The 15,911-nt window shown below is 57.1% G+C and carries 15 protein-coding genes; 8 read left to right on the forward strand and 7 right to left on the reverse strand.

Annotated features, from left to right (window positions below; all coding sequences use genetic code 11):
• Window positions 1-146: 146 nt before the first annotated feature.
• On the forward strand, window positions 147-557 hold the full coding sequence (gene psiE / locus ACMGGU_RS22765) for a phosphate-starvation-inducible protein PsiE (RefSeq protein WP_000202963.1): 411 nt from the start codon (window positions 147-149) through the stop codon (window positions 555-557).
• Between the two features lie 97 nt (window positions 558-654).
• Here psiE and malG read toward each other — a convergent pair whose 3' ends face one another.
• The 3 genes from malG to malE all read right to left on the reverse strand — a co-directional run bounded on the left by malG (window position 655) and on the right by malE (window position 4,415).
• Window positions 655-1,545: a maltose ABC transporter permease MalG gene (gene malG, locus ACMGGU_RS22770; RefSeq protein WP_008500077.1), complete on the reverse strand. Its 891-nt coding sequence runs from the start codon at window positions 1,543-1,545 to the stop codon at window positions 655-657.
• Between the two features lie 14 nt (window positions 1,546-1,559).
• Entirely contained in the window at window positions 1,560-3,104 is a 1,545-nt protein-coding gene (malF, locus tag ACMGGU_RS22775; protein ID WP_048030187.1) for a maltose ABC transporter permease MalF, read from the reverse strand.
• Window positions 3,105-3,224: 120 nt separating this feature from the next.
• Window positions 3,225-4,415: a maltose/maltodextrin ABC transporter substrate-binding protein MalE gene (malE, locus tag ACMGGU_RS22780; RefSeq protein ID WP_045909150.1), complete on the reverse strand. Its 1,191-nt coding sequence runs from the start codon at window positions 4,413-4,415 to the stop codon at window positions 3,225-3,227.
• Window positions 4,416-4,785: 370 nt separating this feature from the next.
• On the opposite strand from malE, the gene malK reads away from it, so the two are divergent.
• The 5 genes from malK (at window position 4,786) to ubiA (ending at window position 9,918) form a co-directional block, all read left to right on the forward strand.
• Complete coding sequence (gene malK, locus ACMGGU_RS22785; RefSeq protein WP_008500080.1) at window positions 4,786-5,895, forward strand: maltose/maltodextrin ABC transporter ATP-binding protein MalK; 1,110 nt, start codon at window positions 4,786-4,788, stop codon at window positions 5,893-5,895.
• A 71-nt stretch (window positions 5,896-5,966) separates the two neighbouring features.
• On the forward strand, window positions 5,967-7,292 hold the full coding sequence (locus tag ACMGGU_RS22790; protein WP_074168353.1) for a maltoporin: 1,326 nt from the start codon (window positions 5,967-5,969) through the stop codon (window positions 7,290-7,292).
• A 112-nt stretch (window positions 7,293-7,404) separates the two neighbouring features.
• Window positions 7,405-8,358: a maltose operon protein MalM gene (gene malM / locus ACMGGU_RS22795; protein WP_063622880.1), complete on the forward strand. Its 954-nt coding sequence runs from the start codon at window positions 7,405-7,407 to the stop codon at window positions 8,356-8,358.
• Window positions 8,359-8,538: 180 nt separating this feature from the next.
• Window positions 8,539-9,036, forward strand: a complete 498-nt coding sequence (gene ubiC / locus ACMGGU_RS22800) for a chorismate lyase (RefSeq protein WP_021242729.1) — start codon at window positions 8,539-8,541, stop codon at window positions 9,034-9,036.
• 12 nt (window positions 9,037-9,048) lie between these two features.
• Entirely contained in the window at window positions 9,049-9,918 is an 870-nt protein-coding gene (gene ubiA / locus ACMGGU_RS22805) for a 4-hydroxybenzoate octaprenyltransferase (RefSeq protein WP_420300950.1), read from the forward strand.
• Between the two features lie 89 nt (window positions 9,919-10,007).
• On the opposite strand, the gene zntA is transcribed toward ubiA, so the two are convergent.
• Together zntA and ACMGGU_RS22815 are read right to left on the reverse strand one after the other, a co-directional pair.
• Window positions 10,008-12,179 (reverse strand): Zn(II)/Cd(II)/Pb(II) translocating P-type ATPase ZntA, encoded by a 2,172-nt coding sequence (gene zntA / locus ACMGGU_RS22810; protein WP_395299727.1) that lies wholly within the window; start codon window positions 12,177-12,179, stop codon window positions 10,008-10,010.
• Between the two features lie 76 nt (window positions 12,180-12,255).
• Window positions 12,256-12,882 carry a lysoplasmalogenase gene (locus tag ACMGGU_RS22815; RefSeq protein ID WP_045909154.1) on the reverse strand — a complete coding sequence of 209 codons (627 nt, stop codon included), beginning with the start codon at window positions 12,880-12,882 and terminating at the stop codon, window positions 12,256-12,258.
• Window positions 12,883-13,011: 129 nt separating this feature from the next.
• On the opposite strand from ACMGGU_RS22815, the gene ACMGGU_RS22820 reads away from it, so the two are divergent.
• Entirely contained in the window at window positions 13,012-13,371 is a 360-nt protein-coding gene (locus ACMGGU_RS22820; RefSeq protein ID WP_048030196.1) for a DUF2500 domain-containing protein, read from the forward strand.
• An 82-nt stretch (window positions 13,372-13,453) separates the two neighbouring features.
• On the opposite strand, the gene ACMGGU_RS22825 is transcribed toward ACMGGU_RS22820, so the two are convergent.
• Window positions 13,454-13,735, reverse strand: a complete 282-nt coding sequence (locus ACMGGU_RS22825; RefSeq protein WP_235401079.1) for a DUF1145 family protein — start codon at window positions 13,733-13,735, stop codon at window positions 13,454-13,456.
• Window positions 13,719-14,321 carry a 16S rRNA (guanine(966)-N(2))-methyltransferase gene (rsmD, locus tag ACMGGU_RS22830; protein WP_008500089.1) on the reverse strand — a complete coding sequence of 201 codons (603 nt, stop codon included), beginning with the start codon at window positions 14,319-14,321 and terminating at the stop codon, window positions 13,719-13,721. Before rsmD ends, ACMGGU_RS22825 begins: the two co-directional genes overlap by 17 nt.
• Window positions 14,322-14,448: 127 nt before the next feature.
• On the opposite strand from rsmD, the gene ftsY reads away from it, so the two are divergent.
• Entirely contained in the window at window positions 14,449-15,909 is a 1,461-nt protein-coding gene (gene ftsY, locus ACMGGU_RS22835; protein ID WP_395299728.1) for a signal recognition particle-docking protein FtsY, read from the forward strand.
• The last annotated feature ends 2 nt before the right edge of the window (window positions 15,910-15,911 follow it).

A 15,911-nucleotide genomic window follows, 5' to 3' on the forward strand; every position in this document is an offset into this window, starting at 1 on the left:
GTGCTGTCTTTTCCCCCTCGTCCCTTTGGGGAGAGGGCCGGGGTGAGGGGAATCCTCTCCGGTGCGCTAAACATAAACAAAAAATATAGATCTCCGTCACATTTTTGCGTTATACAGAAACCTCGCCCTGGAGAATGAGGTGCTGTATGACATCCCTGACTCGCCCGCGCGTTGAGTTTATCTCAACTATCCTCCAGACCGTGCTAAACCTCGGTCTGTTGAGCCTTGGCCTGATACTGGTCGTCTTTTTGGGTAAGGAGACGGTGCATCTGGCGGATGTGCTGTTTGCCCCTGAACAAACCAGCAAATATGCGCTGGTGGAAGGACTGGTGGTCTACTTTCTCTACTTTGAATTTATCGCCCTGATTGTGAAGTATTTTCAGTCCGGCTTTCACTTCCCGCTGCGTTATTTTGTCTACATCGGGATCACCGCGATTGTGCGGCTGATCATCGTCGATCATAAATCCCCGCTCGACGTGCTGATCTACTCGGCGGCGATCCTGCTGCTGGTGATCACCCTCTGGCTGTGTAACTCGAAGCGGCTGAAACGCGAATAAAAAAATGGCGGCCCGGAGGCCGCCTAACAACAGTCACAAGTTGGGTCAATACAATACGTCTAAAGTTGAGGGTTGCAGTGGCATAACAAAATGAAACTTAACCTTTCACACCGCCCGCCGTCAGGCCGTTGACCAGCCAGCGCTGCGCCAGCAGGAACACCACGGTAATCGGGATGGCAGAGAGTACGGCCGCCGCGGCAAAGTCGCCCCACAGGTAGTTTTGCGGGTTGAGGTATTGCTGCATACCCACGGCCAGGGTGTAGCTGTTCACATCACGCAGTAACAGTGAGGCAACCGGTACTTCGGTGATCGCAGCGATAAACGACAGGATAAACACCACCGCCAGAATCGGCACCGACAGCGGCAGCAGCACCAGGCGGAACGCCTGCCACGGGGTAGCCCCATCCAGCGCGGCCGCTTCTTCCAGCGAACCGTCGATGGTTTCGAAATAGCCTTTAATGGTCCACACATGCAGTGCGATACCGCCAAGGTAGGCGAAGATCACGCCGCCGTGGGTGTTCAGGCCGATGAACGGAATGTACTGGCCCAGGCGGTCAAACAGGGCGTACAGCGCCACCAGCGACAGCACCGCCGGGAACATCTGGAAAATCAGCATCCCTTTCAGCAGCGTCGCTTTGCCCGGGAAACGCATACGGGCAAAGGCGTAAGCGCAGGTGGTGGACAGCGCTACGATACCGATCGCAGTAATGCCTGCGATTTTCACCGAGTTCCACAGCCACAGCAGCACCGGGAACGGCGGCGGCGTGACGCGGCCATCCGCGTGCTCCACGCTGAAGCCCAGCGCGAGCTTCCAGTGCTCCCAGGAGATTTCGTCCGGGATCAGGCTCCCGGTGGCAAAGTTACCCGAACGCAGGGAGATGGCGATTACCATCAGCAGCGGGAACATGATCGCCGCGATAAAAATCAGCAGGCCTAAATGCGTCGCCAGGAGGCGCAGTTTCTGAGATTTGGGTTGTACCATAGCCATGTTCAGTGCCCTCCTTAGTCAAATTTCATACGCGTGGCTTTCAGGTTCACTATCGCCAGTGCGCCTACCAGCAGGAAGATCAGGGTGGCAATCGCCGCCGCCAGACCGAAGTCCTGACCGCCGCCGCCTTCGAAGGCGATACGGTAGGTGTAGCTCACGAGCAGGTCGGTATAGCCTGCCGGCGTGGTGGTGCCCAGGCGGTCCGGGCCGCCGTTGGTCAACAGCTGAATCAGCACGAAGTTGTTAAAGTTAAAGGCGAAGCTGGCAATCATCAGCGGGGTGAGTGGCTTGATGAGCAGCGGCAGCGTAATCTTAAAGAAGTTCTGGAACGGGCCCGCACCGTCCATCGCCGAAGCTTCGTACAGGTCATCCGGGATGGCCTTCAGCAGCCCCATGCACAGGATCATCATGTACGGATAGCCCAGCCAGGTATTGACGATGATGATCATCGAGCGGGCGGTGGTTGGGTCGCTGAACCAGGCCGGTTTGATGCCAAACAGCGCGCTCAGCATCATGTTGATTTCACCGAAGCTCTGGTTAAACAGCCCTTTGAAAATCAGAATCGAGATAAACGACGGCACGGCATACGGCAGAATCAGCAGCACGCGGTAGATCGCTTTGCCCTTCAGGGATTCCCACTGGACAAGACAGGCCAGCACCATGCCCACGGCCACGGTGAGGATCACGGTCAGTACGGAGAAGACCACCGTCCAGACGAAGATGGCGAAGAACGGTTTCTGAATGCCTTCGTCGGTAAACACGCGGGTAAAGTTGTCCCAGCCGATGGTGACGGTGTAGCCCGGGCTGAGCTTGTCATCACCCCATTTGCCGTCGGCAGTAATGGACTGATAGAAACCAATGTCGTTATTCGGACGATATTTCACACCGCTCTGGTTGTTGGTCAGCGTGCCGTCATCCGCCAGGGTATAGAGCGGTTGGGTGCCTGAGAACTGGCGCAGCGAGCTCATGATCACTTTGCTTTCGTCCGGCAGCACGGCGGTGAGCTGGGTCAGCGCCTGACGGTTCTGGGTAATGACGCGCAGGTTGGCACGTTCACCTTCCGGCAGGGCTTGCGCCTCTTTTAAGGCCAGCTTCTGCTCGCCGCCAAATTTGAAGGCGTCAGAGACATAGTATTTCCCGCTTGCTTCGTCAGTGAGCGCTAACTTCCACTCATTGCCTGCAGGATAGAGGCCGAAGTTAAAGGTCTTGCCTGCCTGGTATGAGCGGTCCAGCAGGACCTGCTGCGCGCGTTCCTGCGCAAGCTGGTTGGTGCTGCTGTAGTTGGTAAACGCAATAGCGACGGTACAAATCAACGGGAACAGGACAAACAGCCCCATCCCGGCCACGCCAGGGTAGACATAGCGCCAGGCGTAGGCTTTACGGTTGGCGAAAATATACAGGCCAGCAGAGCTTAAAATCAGCGTCATGATGGCGAACAGATATTCCCCTTGTACGTACATTAAAACAACAAGGTAACCCACCAGCAGGCACAGCAGACCGATCGCTGACCATTTCAGCGCGTCGCTTTGCCACCAGCGTTTCTTTTTAATGACATCCATGGGGTTCTTCCTCTACAACGGTGGAATCTTATCGTCAGGTGGCGCTGCGCTTACCTGACCTACGGATCGTGCCGTAGTCGTAGGGCGGGTAAGCGCACGCGCCACCCGCCGTTTTTCTGCTTACTTAGTAATACGACCCTGAGCATCTTTCAGCGCGGCATCAACGGTCTGGCGACCGCTTGCAGCGTTGATAACCGCGGTACGGGTGGCGTACCAGAATGCGGCCATCTGTGGGATGTTCGGCATGATTTCGCCTTTCTGGGCGTTATCCATGGTGGCCGCGATGCGTGGGTCTTTCGCCAGCTGATCCTGGAAAGATTTCAGCGCGACGGCGCCCAGCGGTTTGTCCTTGTTCACTTCATCCAGACCCTGATCGGTCAGCAGGTAGTTTTCGAGGAACTCTTTCGCCAGCTCTTTGTTCGGACTGGCAGCGTTGATGCCTGCGCTCAGCACGCCAACGAACGGTTTAGACGGCTTGCCTTTGAAGGTTGGCAGCAGCGTCACGCCGTAGTTGATTTTGCTCTTATCGATGTTGGTCCAGGCCCACGGACCGTTGATGGTCATCGCGGTTTCGCCTTTGTTGAACGCCGCTTCCGCGATGGAGTAATCGGTATCCGCGTTCATGTGTTTGTTCTTGATCAGGTCAACCAGGAAGGTCAGACCCGCTTTCGCACCCGCGCTGTCGACGCCCACGTCTTTCACGTCGTATTTGCCGTTTTCAAACTTGAACGCGTAACCACCGTCGGCAGCAATCAGCGGCCAGGTGAAGTACGGCTCTTGCAGGTTGAACATCAGGGCGGATTTACCTTTCGCCTTCAGCTCTTTATCCAGTTTCGGGATCTCTTCCCAGGTTTTCGGTGGGTTAGGGACCAGGTCTTTGTTGTAAATCAGAGACAGGGCTTCGACCGCGACAGGGTACGCGATCAGCTTGCCGTTATAGCGAACGGCATCCCAGGTGAACGGGAACAGTTTGTCCTGGAACGCTTTGTCCGGGGTGACTTCAGCCAGCAGGCCAGACTGCGCGTAACCGCCGAAACGGTCATGCGCCCAGAAGATGATGTCCGGGCCGTCGCCGGTTGCCGCAACCTGCGGGAATTTCTCTTCCAGTTTGTCCGGATGCTCTACGGTCACTTTGATGCCGGTGTCTTTCTCGAATTTTTTGCCCACTTCGGCCAGGCCGTTATAGCCTTTGTCGCCGTTAATCCAGATAACCAGTTTGCCTTCTTCAATTTTGGCGAGCGCCGGTGCGGAAATCATCATTGCTGCGAGGGCGGACAATGCGAAAACGCGTGCGCCAGTCTTGATATTCATATCTGCCATCCTTTTTGGTGATGTCTCGTGGTATGACTTCAGTGGTTCAACGTGACTCAGTCTCCTTATTTGACATCCTCTTTCCATCCTCCCAACCCCTACGCCCCACCCCCCGTTTGTGTGATCTCCGTTGCATAAATTTAAGTTATGAGTGCTGGCGCACATAAAAACGCACTGAATTTTGCAGGCGGCTTCACGAATTTTGCCCTGGCCCGCCCGTGCCGGTCGCAGAGCCTGCTCTCTCATCCTCCCGCCTCCTCCCCCATAAAAAAGCCGGGGGGTGGAGGATTCGGGAAAGTAATGGATACCCCATAGTGAACTTATCTTGAATGTTTCTGTCGGTGACAGGTTGTAACGAAGGGAGAAGGGCATGGCGAGCGTACAGCTGCGTAATGTAACGAAAGCCTGGGGTGACGTTGTGGTGTCGAAAGACATCAATCTGGACATCCACGAAGGTGAATTCGTGGTATTTGTCGGCCCATCAGGCTGCGGTAAATCAACTCTGCTGCGTATGATTGCCGGTCTTGAAACCATCACCAGCGGCGACCTGCTGATCGGTGATACCCGAATGAATGACATCCCGCCTGCCGAACGTGGCGTAGGCATGGTGTTCCAGTCTTATGCTCTCTATCCCCATCTTTCCGTCGCCGAGAACATGTCTTTTGGTCTGAAGCTGGCCGGCGCGAAGAAAGAGGTCATTAACCAGCGCGTGACGCAGGTGGCGGAAGTGTTACAGCTGGCGCACCTGCTGGAGCGTAAGCCGAAAGCGCTTTCCGGCGGTCAGCGTCAGCGTGTGGCGATCGGCCGTACCCTGGTCGCCGAGCCGCGCGTCTTCCTGCTCGACGAACCGCTTTCCAACCTGGATGCCGCCCTGCGCGTCCAGATGCGTATCGAAATCTCCCGTCTGCACAAGCGTCTTGGCCGCACGATGATTTACGTCACCCACGATCAGGTCGAAGCGATGACCCTCGCCGACAAAATTGTGGTGCTGGATGCCGGCCGCGTGGCGCAGGTGGGCAAACCGCTGGAGCTGTATCACTACCCGGCAGACCGCTTTGTTGCGGGCTTCATTGGCTCGCCAAAGATGAACTTCCTGCCCGTCAAAGTGACCGCGACCGCGATTGAACAGGTACAGGTGGAGCTGCCAAACCGCCAGCAGGTCTGGCTGCCGGTCGACAGCGCCAACGTACAGGTGGGGGCAAACATGTCCCTCGGTATTCGTCCTGAGCATTTACTGCCGAGCCACATCGCCGATGTGACGCTGGAAGGTGAAGTTCAGGTCGTCGAACAGCTTGGTCACGAAACACAGATTCATATCCAGATCCCCGCCATCCGTCAGAACCTGGTCTACCGCCAGAACGACGTGGTGTTGGTAGAAGAGGGTGCCACATTCGCTATCGGCTTGCCGCCAGAGCGCTGCCATCTGTTCCGTGAGGATGGCACTGCATGTCGTCGGTTGCACAAAGAGCCAGGCGTTTAAGCAATCCCAAAAGAAGACACGAAACCGACAGGTGAAGTGTTCAAAGAAAAGCAATGATCTCAGGAGATAGAATGATGATTACTCTGCGCAAACTTCCTCTGGCAGTTGCCGTCGCAGCGGGCGTAATGTCTGCTCAGGCAATGGCCGTGGATTTCCATGGTTATGCTCGTTCCGGTATCGGCTGGACGGGGAGTGGCGGCGAACAACAGTGCTTCCAGGCAACCGGTGCTCAAAGTAAATACCGTCTGGGTAACGAATGTGAAACCTATGCGGAACTGAAGCTGGGCCAGGAAGTATGGAAAGAAGGCGACAAGAGCTTCTACTTCGACACCAACGTAGCGTACTCCGTGGCGCAACAGAACGACTGGGAAGCCACTGATCCGGCGTTCCGTGAAGCCAACGTGCAGGGTAAAAACCTGATTGAGTGGCTGCCAGGTTCCACCATCTGGGCCGGTAAGCGCTTCTATCAGCGTCATGACGTCCACATGATCGACTTCTACTACTGGGATATTTCAGGTCCTGGTGCGGGTATCGAAAACGTCGATCTGGGCTTCGGTAAACTGTCTCTGGCCGCGACCCGTTCTCAGGAAGCGGGTGGTTCATACATCTTCACCAGCAACGATATCTATCATAACTTCAAAGACACCGCTAACGACGTCTTCGATGTGCGTTTAGCGCAGATGGAAATCAACCCGGGCGGTACGCTGGAGCTGGGTGTTGACTATGGCCGAGCTAACAAAACTGACGGTTACAGCTTCGCTGACGGCGCATCTAAAGATGGCTGGATGTTCACCGCTGAACATACCCAGAGCATGCTGAAAGGCTACAACAAGTTTGTTGTCCAGTACGCTACCGATGCAATGACCACTCAGGGCAAAGGTATTCCGCAGGGTTCCTTCACCGGCAACAACTATGACAAAGACGCTGAAATTGGTGTTGTAGACAACAAGATCAACAACAATGGCTCTCTGGTTCGTATTCTCGACCACGGTGCGATCTCTCTGGGTGACAGCTGGGATCTGATGTACGTCGGTATGTATCAGGATATCGATCGTGACGACAACAACGGTACGACCTGGTACACCGTGGGTGTGCGCCCAATGTATAAATGGACGCCAATCATGAGCACCTTGCTTGAAGTGGGCTACGACAACGTTAAGTCGCAGAAAACTGACGATACCAACAACCAGTACAAAATTACCCTTGCACAGCAATGGCAGGCCGGTGACAGCATCTGGTCCCGTCCAGCGATCCGTGTCTTCGCAACTTACGCGAAGTGGGATGAGAAATGGGGTTATGACAACGGCATTGCAAAAAGCGATACCAAAGCCACAACCTACAGCCGCGGTGACAACGACGAGTGGTCCTTCGGCGCCCAGATGGAAATCTGGTGGTAATACCGTCTTAACCTGACGTAATGACCAAACTGAGGGGCGCAAGCCCCTCAATCCTTGGGACGGCGCGCTATTGCCTGGCTACCGCTGACCTGTGCATTTTGAGGTGATAACAATGAAAATGAACAAAACTCTCCTTGCCCTTTGTTTATCCGCAGGGCTGCTGGCGAGCGCGCCTGCTGTAACGCTCGCTAATGTGAATTTCGTTCCGCAAAACACAACATCCGCGCCGGCCATACCGGCCTCAGCGTTGCAACAGCTGGTCTGGACGCCTGTCGATCAATCTAAAGCCCAAACGACCCAGCTCTCGACGGGGGGACAACCGCTTAATGTTCCTGGCATCAGTGGCCCGGTGGTCGCATACAGCGTGCCCGCTAACATTGGCGAACTGACGTTAACGCTCTCCAGTGAAGTCAATAAACAGACCAGCGTCTTTGCACCGAACGTGCTGATTCTTGACCAGAACATGACGCCTTCTGCATTCTTCCCGAGCGAATACTTTACCTATCAGGAACCCGGCGTCATGAGCGCAGACCGCCTGGAAGGGGTAATGCGCCTGACGCCTGCGCTGGGTCAGCAGAAAATTTATGTGCTCGTCTTCACCACGGAAAAAGATTTGCAGCAAACCACTACGCTGCTTGATCCCGCTAAGGCCTATGCCAAAGGCGTAGGTAACGCCGTGCCGGATATTCCGGACCCGATTGCCCGCCATACCACTGACGGCCTTGTGAAGCTGAAAGTATCGACTAGCAGTGCATCCAGCGTCCTGGTCGGCCCGCTGTTTGGCTCCTCCGGTACCGGCCCTGTCACCGTAGGCAACACCGCTGCACCTGCCTATACCGCGCCAGCTGCCACGGCAGCCGCACCGGTAGCAACCGCAGCGCCAGCCCCGGCGAAGAAAGCGGAGCCGGTACTGAACGACACCGAAGAATACTTCAACAACGCCATTAAGCAGGCGGTGAAGCGCGGCGATGTCGATAAAGCGCTGAAACTGCTTGATGAAGCCGAACGTTTAGGTTCAACCACTGCCCGTTCCACCTTTATCAGCAGTGTAAAAGGCAAGGGGTAACCGTTTCCCCGCAGTGCTGATTTGTTAGTCGTTTGGTGCGCCTGAGTGGGCGCACTTTTTTTCGTCTCCGCCGGGCTGTTGCACTCTTGTTGCGATCGTGATCGTTAAATAACGTTTGGCCCCCCTCAATCCGTGTTTCTGCGATACAATGCCATTACGTTATGTATCGGAGAGTCTGGCATGTCACACCCTGCGCTAACGCAACTGCGTGCGCTGCGCTATTTCGACCAAATACCTGCGCTTGATCCCCAGCAACTGGACTGGTTGCTGCTGGAAGATTCCATGACGAAACGTTTTGAGCAGCAGGGAAAAACGGTCACGGTGACCCTGATTCAGGAAGGGTTTGTCTCTGGCGATGAGATCGCCAACGAGCTGCCGCTGCTGCCGCACGAGCCACGTTACTGGCTGCGTGAAATTTTACTTTGTGCCGATGGCGAGCCGTGGCTTGCCGGGCGGACGGTGGTGCCCGAGTCCACCCTTTCCGGGCCCGAGCTGGCGCTGCAACGTCTGGGGAAAACGCCGCTGGGGCGTTACCTTTTCACCTCGTCTGAGCTTACCCGGGATTTTATTGAGATTGGTCGTGATGCCGAACTGTGGGGGCGTCGTTCCCGCCTTCGCCTGAGCGGTAAGCCGTTAATTCTGACAGAGCTTTTTTTACCGGCATCGCCGTTGTACTAAGAGGAAGAAAAAATGGAGTGGAGCCTGACGCAGAATAAGCTGTTGGCGTATCACCGCTTAATGCGTACCGATAAACCGATTGGCGCGTTGCTGCTGCTGTGGCCGACCCTATGGGCGCTGTGGGTTGCCACGCCGGGCGTGCCGCCGCTGTGGATCCTTGGCGTGTTCATGGCTGGCGTCTGGCTGATGCGCGCGGCGGGCTGCGTGGTCAATGATTATGCCGATCGTAAATTCGACGGCCATGTAAAGCGTACTGCCGGTCGTCCGTTACCCAGCGGGCAGGTCACCGGGAAAGAAGCCCGCGTGCTGTTCATCATTCTGGTGCTGCTCTCTTTCCTGCTGGTGTTAACCCTCAACACCATGACCATCCTGCTTTCCGTTGCGGCGCTGGCCCTGGCCTGGGTTTATCCGTTTATGAAGCGCTATACCCACCTGCCTCAGGTGGTGCTCGGGGCGGCGTTTGGCTGGTCGATTCCGATGGCGTTTGCGGCGGTTAGTGAGTCCTTACCGCTCAGCTGCTGGTTGATGTTCCTGGCGAACATACTTTGGGCGGTGGCGTACGACACGCAGTACGCGATGGTTGACCGCGATGACGACCTGAAAATTGGCATCAAATCCACCGCCATCCTCTTTGGCCGTCAGGACAAGCTGATTATTGGTATCCTGCAGGTCGCGGTACTGGCGCTGATGGTGGCGATCGGTCGCCTGAACGGGCTGAACTGGGAGTTTTACTGGTCCGTGCTGGTGGCGGGGCTGCTGTTTGCCTACCAGCAAAAGCTGATTGCGAAGCGCGAACGCGACGCCTGCTTCAAGGCGTTTATGAACAATAACTACGTCGGTCTGGTGCTGTTTTTAGGGCTGGCGATGAGCTACTTCATATAAAAAAAGCCGGGTGGCGGCTTCGCCTTACCCGGCCTACGATTTAGCAGGATATGTAGGCCCGGTAAGCGTCAGCGCCACCGGGCGTTTTTTTACCGGCGACGCAACAGCCGGAGCGCGTTCGCCGTCACCAGCACCGTCGCGCCGGTATCCGCCAGCACCGCCAGCCACAGCCCGGTCATGCCCAGCAGCGTGGTCACCAGGAAAATCCCCTTCAGCCCCAGCGCGATGCCGATGTTCTGACGGATATTGGCCCGCGTCGCGCGCGCAAGATCGATCATCTGCGCCAGTCCGGTCAGGCGGTTGTGGGTCAGCGCCGCGTCAGCCGTTTCCAGTGCGACGTCGGTACCGCTGCCCATCGCAATACCGATGGTGGACGCTTTCATCGCCGGGGCATCGTTAATCCCGTCACCGACCATCGCCAGCGGCGCCTGAGCATTCAGTTCCGTCACCGCGCTGACCTTATCCGCCGGCAGCAATCCGGCTTTAAACGCCAGCCCCAGCTCACTGGCAATCGCTGCCGCCGCGCGAGGGTTATCGCCGGTGAGAATCACGCCCTGGACGCCCAACTGATGCAGCGCCGACACGGCCTCTTTTGCGTCATCGCGCAGGGTGTCGCGCAGCGCCAGCCTCCCTTTTGCGGTGCCGTCCTGCATGACGGTCACGACAGTTTGTCCGGTCTGTTCTAGCGCCTCCACCTCTGGCGTAGAAGACTTGCCCGCCGCGACAATCAGTACCTTTTTACCGTCAACGGTGGCCTCAATCCCTGTCCCGACCAGCGCCCGCTGGGCGGTTGCCGGAGGGATGTTCAGTCCGCGCGACTGCGCTTCTCGCACAATCGCCTGCGCCAGCGGGTGAGTGGACCCCTGCTCAACGGCGGCGGCCAGGGTCAGCAGTTCATCTTCACTGATGTCCTGCGGATACACGCCGGTCACCTGCGGCTTGCCGACGGTCAGCGTACCGGTTTTATCAAAAGCGATATGCTGGACCTGGCTTAGCTGCTCCAGCGCCGCGCCGCCCTTAATCAGCGCCCCGCGACGTGCCGCAGCCGCCAGCCCGGAGGTAATCGCCGCCGGGGTGGAAATCACCAGCGCGCACGGACAGCCGATCAGCAATAGCGTCAGCCCTTTATAAATCCACCCCTCCCACGGCGCGCCAAAGAACAGCGGCGGAACGACGGTAACCAGCAGGGCAACCAGCATAATGGCGGGCGTGTAGATCCGGCTGAAGCGGTCGATAAAGCGTTCGACTGGCGCGCGGCGCTCTTCGGCCTCTTCAATCAGCTTCAGGATGCGGTCGATGGCGCTGTCACCCGGCTCGGAAAGCACGGTGAGCTGCACCAGACGGTCGACGCTGGTGGCGCCTGCAGGCACTTTTTCACCCGCCTCACGTTCGACCGGAATGGATTCGCCGGTCAGGGCGCTTTCATCAAAGCTCGCGGTGGCGGTAAGCAGCGCACCGTCTGCAGGCAAGCGTCCACCTGCCGCGACTTCAATCACGTCGCCCGGACGAAGGGTCGTGATGGCGACCGTTTCACGCGTGCCGTTTACCACGCGCGTGGCGGTTTCCGGCTTCAGCGCCATCAGCGCGCTGACCCCTTTACGCGCCCGGCTGGCTGCCCAGCCCTCAAGGCGTTCACCAATTAAGAACAGCAGCAGCACCATCGCCGCTTCTGCCGTCGCGCCAATAAACAGCGCGCCGATGGCCGCCACGCTCATTAGCGTTTCGATGGCAAACCAGCTGCCGCTTTTCATCAGGCGCAGCGCCTGACGGGCAATCGGGAACAGACCGACCAGCGTGGTGGCGATAAACGCCAGGTTGCCGAACGGATGGTTAATCTGTTCCAGCCCCCAGCTCAGGGCCATCATGATGATGAGGGTGATGAGCGGCAGGTTTTCCCGCAGGGATGACGTTTTTTCCGCGGGCGCGGCTTCGCTACGCAGGCTGTAACCCGCCTTGCTTACCGCGGCTTCAACCTGTTTGCTGACGTCGTTTTCGGCGCTAACCAGCAGCTTTTCGGTGGCGAACAGCACCTGAACGTGGCTGACGCCCGGCACCTGTTTCACCGCATTTTCTACTTTACGGGCGCAGGCGGCGCAGTCCATGCCGTTAACGACCCAGCTGTAGCGGTTGCCGCTTTCGGGCAGCATTTCCGTTTGCGTTTCGCACGTGCCTTCGCAGCAGCAGTCGTCTTGCGGCGGAACCGGACTGAGCTTAAGCGCCGAGAATTGAGGAACTTTTTTGGGTGTTTCTGGAGTCGACATGGCAGTCTCCGGCAATGATAATTTTCTCATTAACCGCAGCATACACTCTGGAGTCGACTCCAGAGTCAAGCGTTATTTAGATATACAGCGAACGCACAATCAGGAAGTGCCCGGCAAAGTAACAGGCGGCGGCAATCGCGTTATCCGCCCGGAAACGGCGGCGATAGTGGCTGCCCAGCCACACGATATTCCCAATCAGCAGCAGCGCGGCGCCGAAGAATGCGGACATTGCCGGAGCGGTCGGACGGAAGAACCACAGTTCACCTGCCAGCCATACCATTACCAGGGTCATGGCGATAAACGTGCAGACCGGCAAACGCATCTCTTCCAGACGCGACCAGATCACCGCGATCAGCAGGGCGCCAATCACCAGCAGGACCAGCGGCAGCGGCCAGAAGAAAGAGAGCGTCATCTGGCTGGCGAAGTAGATGGTATACAGCAGGTGCGACAGGAAAAATGCCCCTACGGCATACAGCAGGCGCTGGCGCGGCAGCAGGGTCAGGGCGTCGCCAATCAGAGAGGCGCACAGCCCGGCGAGCACCAGATAGCTGACGGCGTTGAACATCGGCGCTTGCCAGGCCAGCAGCAACAGGAGCAACAGCGTGACCGGTTTAAACAGCCAGCGCTGCCAGGTGGGACCACGGTACGACGCATCGACATAAAGCCATGCGGAAAAACAGACAGCGATAAATGACCAAAGCATATTAACTCCCTGTATCTGTTAAGTCTGAATAATCAGTTTCTGATCCAGTGTAGTGACGCGGGCGGGCGTTTGGCAATGCCGGGGAAGGCAGGGTATCCTGAATTCCGCATAATCTGATGGGATTGTAGAATGAGCAAGATGCCGCTGTTTTTCATTATCGTGGTGGCGATTATCGTCATTGCCGCCTCGTTCCGCTTCGTGCAGCAGCGCCGCGAGAAGGCGGATAACGATGCCGCACCGCTGATGCAAAAGCGCGTGGTGGTGACGAACAAACGCGAAAAACCGCTCAATGACCGCCGCTCGCGCCAGCAGCAGGTGACGCCTGCGGGCACAACAATGCGCTATGAAGCGAGCTTTAAGCCAGAAACGGGCGGCCTGGAGATGACCTTCCGTCTGGAGGCGCAGCAGTACCACCAACTGACGGTGGGAGAGAAAGGAACGCTGAGCTACAAAGGGTCGCGATTCGAAGGGTTTGCACCGGAGCGGTAACGCCGGGCGGCACTGCGTTTGCCCGGCCTACAGGGTTTCGTAGGCCCGGTAAGCGAAGCGCCACCGGGCGATAGCGCGCACCTTACTTCTTCACCTGCGCCTTAAACTTCTTCATCCACACCAGCAGCTCAAACACGCCGAAAAGAAACACGCGCAGCTGCTGCCAGCCCGTCATCTGCGGGCCGTCTTTCGGCAGACCGTTTTTCAGCATCACCATCTGCAGGGCGTGCATGAACGAGGTGAAAATCAGCGCCACGTTAACGAAAATATTCATCGGACGCGGGAACGGGTGCACCAGGTTGAGCAGCAAAAACGCCCAGACGCCCAGCATCAGCAAACGTCCCAGATTAATCAGTACCGGCATCGGATCCTCCTTGTGCCTGACGGTGATACAGACGATAAGCAACCTGACCTGCCACTTTTTCGCGGTGCAGATCCCAGTGGGCGGGAACCGGCGGCAAACCGTTTTCCACTTCGCTTTCCACGTAAATCAATGCGTCATCCGCCAGCCAGCCGTTTTGCTCCAGCAGGGATAACGTCTCTTCCAGCAACCCCTTGCGGAACGGCGGGTCGACAAACACCACGGTGTGCGGCGTGCCCTTTTGTGCGAGGAAGCTCAGCGTGTTGGTGTTCACCACTTTCGCGTTGCTCGCCTTCAGCGTCGCCAGATTTTGCTGCAACGTCTGCGCCACGCCGCGCTCCATCTCCAGCAGCGTGGCGCTGGCAGCATAGCGCGACAGCGCTTCCAGCCCGAGCGCACCGCTTCCGGCGAAGCAGTCCAGGCAGCGGGCGTCTACCATTGACGGGGCCAGCCAGTTAAACAGCGTCTCGCGCACGCGATCGGTAGTAGGGCGTAAACCGGGGCTGTCCGGCACCGGTAATTTCCGGCCTCGCCACTGACCGCCGATAATACGAATTTGACCGGCCGGGGCGCGGTTGGGTTTCTTCATCTCAGGAAAGCTCTGTTAACAATTGGCCTGCGATTGCGGGCGGTGATGTCAATTAAGTAAAGTGTTAGACTATTTCATCATTTTTTTAGCTTCCATGTATATAGCGCCGCGAGGAGTGTAGTCGCAGATGGCAAAACAAAAAAAACGTGGCTTCTTTTCCTGGCTGGGCTTCGGTGAAAAAGAGCAAGAAACAGAACAGAAAACCGAAGAGCAACATGCCGTTGAAGAGCCGTCGCAGCCTGAAACGCCAGTAGAAACCGCCGCGGTTGTCGATGCGGAAGAAACGGCGCACAGCAAAGAAGAGGTTGAAACCTTTGCTGAAGAGGTGGTTGAGGTCACTGAACAGGTTCAGGAAAGCGAGAAGCCAGAGCCGGTTGTCGTAGAAGCCGCTATCGAAGCACCACAGGCTGCTATCGAACACGAAGAGCTGCCGCTGCCGGAAGAGGTGAAAGCCGAAGCGGTGTCTGCCGAAGAGTGGCAGGCCGAAGCGGAAACCGTTGAAATCGTTGAGGCGGTGGAAGAAGAGGCGGCGCTTGAGCCAGATCTGACCGACGAAGAGCTGGAAGCTCAGGCGCTGGCGGCTGAGGCCGCTGAAGAAGCGGTCATCGTGGTGCCGGTAGAAGAAGAACCGGAAGAAGAGACCGTTCAGGAGCAGGAAAAACCGACCAAAGAGGGTTTCTTCGCGCGTCTGAAACGCAGCCTGCTTAAAACCAAAGAAAACTTAGGTTCCGGATTTATCAGTCTGTTCCGCGGCAAGAAGATCGACGACGATCTGTTTGAAGAGCTGGAAGAGCAACTGCTGATTGCGGACGTGGGGGTCGAAACCACCCGTAAGATCATCACTAATCTGACCGAAGGGGCGAGCCGCAAACAGCTGCGTGACGCCGAAGCGCTGTACGGCCTGCTGAAAGACGAGATGGGTGAAATTCTCGCAAAAGTTGACGAACCGCTTAATATTGAAGGCAAAACGCCATTTGTTATTCTGATGGTCGGCGTGAACGGCGTGGGTAAAACCACCACCATCGGCAAGCTGGCGCGTCAGTTCGAGCAGCAGGGTAAATCGGTGATGCTGGCGGCGGGCGACACCTTCCGTGCGGCGGCGGTTGAGCAGCTGCAGGTCTGGGGCCAGCGCAACAACATTCCGGTGATTGCTCAGCATACCGGCGCGGATTCCGCGTCCGTGATCTTTGACGCCATCCAGGCGGCGAAGGCGCGTAACGTGGACGTGCTAATTGCCGATACCGCAGGGCGTTTGCAGAATAAATCGCACCTGATGGAAGAGCTGAAGAAAATCGTTCGCGTCATGAAGAAGCTGGACGAAGACGCACCGCATGAAATTATGCTGACCATTGATGCCAGCACCGGACAGAACGCCATCAGCCAGGCGAAGCTGTTCCATGAAGCGGTAGGACTGACGGGGATCACGCTGACCAAACTGGACGGCACCGCGAAAGGCGGGGTGATCTTCTCCGTGGCCGACCAGTTCGGCATTCCTATCCGTTACATCGGTGTGGGCGAGCGTATTGAGGATTTACGTCCGTTTAAGGCGGACGACTTTATTGAGGCATTATTTGCCCGAGAGGACTAACA

It is taken from the genome of Enterobacter sp. BNK-8 (assembly GCF_048685095.1).
GTDB lineage: Bacteria > Pseudomonadota > Gammaproteobacteria > Enterobacterales > Enterobacteriaceae > Enterobacter > Enterobacter quasiroggenkampii.

Coding starts and splice junctions, on each gene's coding strand:
- psiE (WP_000202963.1), top strand. CDS start 147: ATGACATCCCTGACTCGCCCGCGCGTTGAGTTTATCTCAACTATCCTC.
- malG (WP_008500077.1), bottom strand. CDS start 1,545: ATGGCTATGGTACAACCCAAATCTCAGAAACTGCGCCTCCTGGCGACG.
- malF (WP_048030187.1), bottom strand. CDS start 3,104: ATGGATGTCATTAAAAAGAAACGCTGGTGGCAAAGCGACGCGCTGAAA.
- malE (WP_045909150.1), bottom strand. CDS start 4,415: ATGAATATCAAGACTGGCGCACGCGTTTTCGCATTGTCCGCCCTCGCA.
- malK (WP_008500080.1), top strand. CDS start 4,786: ATGGCGAGCGTACAGCTGCGTAATGTAACGAAAGCCTGGGGTGACGTT.
- ACMGGU_RS22790 (WP_074168353.1), top strand. CDS start 5,967: ATGATGATTACTCTGCGCAAACTTCCTCTGGCAGTTGCCGTCGCAGCG.
- malM (WP_063622880.1), top strand. CDS start 7,405: ATGAAAATGAACAAAACTCTCCTTGCCCTTTGTTTATCCGCAGGGCTG.
- ubiC (WP_021242729.1), top strand. CDS start 8,539: ATGTCACACCCTGCGCTAACGCAACTGCGTGCGCTGCGCTATTTCGAC.
- ubiA (WP_420300950.1), top strand. CDS start 9,049: ATGGAGTGGAGCCTGACGCAGAATAAGCTGTTGGCGTATCACCGCTTA.
- zntA (WP_395299727.1), bottom strand. CDS start 12,179: ATGTCGACTCCAGAAACACCCAAAAAAGTTCCTCAATTCTCGGCGCTT.
- ACMGGU_RS22815 (WP_045909154.1), bottom strand. CDS start 12,882: ATGCTTTGGTCATTTATCGCTGTCTGTTTTTCCGCATGGCTTTATGTC.
- ACMGGU_RS22820 (WP_048030196.1), top strand. CDS start 13,012: ATGAGCAAGATGCCGCTGTTTTTCATTATCGTGGTGGCGATTATCGTC.
- ACMGGU_RS22825 (WP_235401079.1), bottom strand. CDS start 13,735: ATGCCGGTACTGATTAATCTGGGACGTTTGCTGATGCTGGGCGTCTGG.
- rsmD (WP_008500089.1), bottom strand. CDS start 14,321: ATGAAGAAACCCAACCGCGCCCCGGCCGGTCAAATTCGTATTATCGGC.
- ftsY (WP_395299728.1), top strand. CDS start 14,449: ATGGCAAAACAAAAAAAACGTGGCTTCTTTTCCTGGCTGGGCTTCGGT.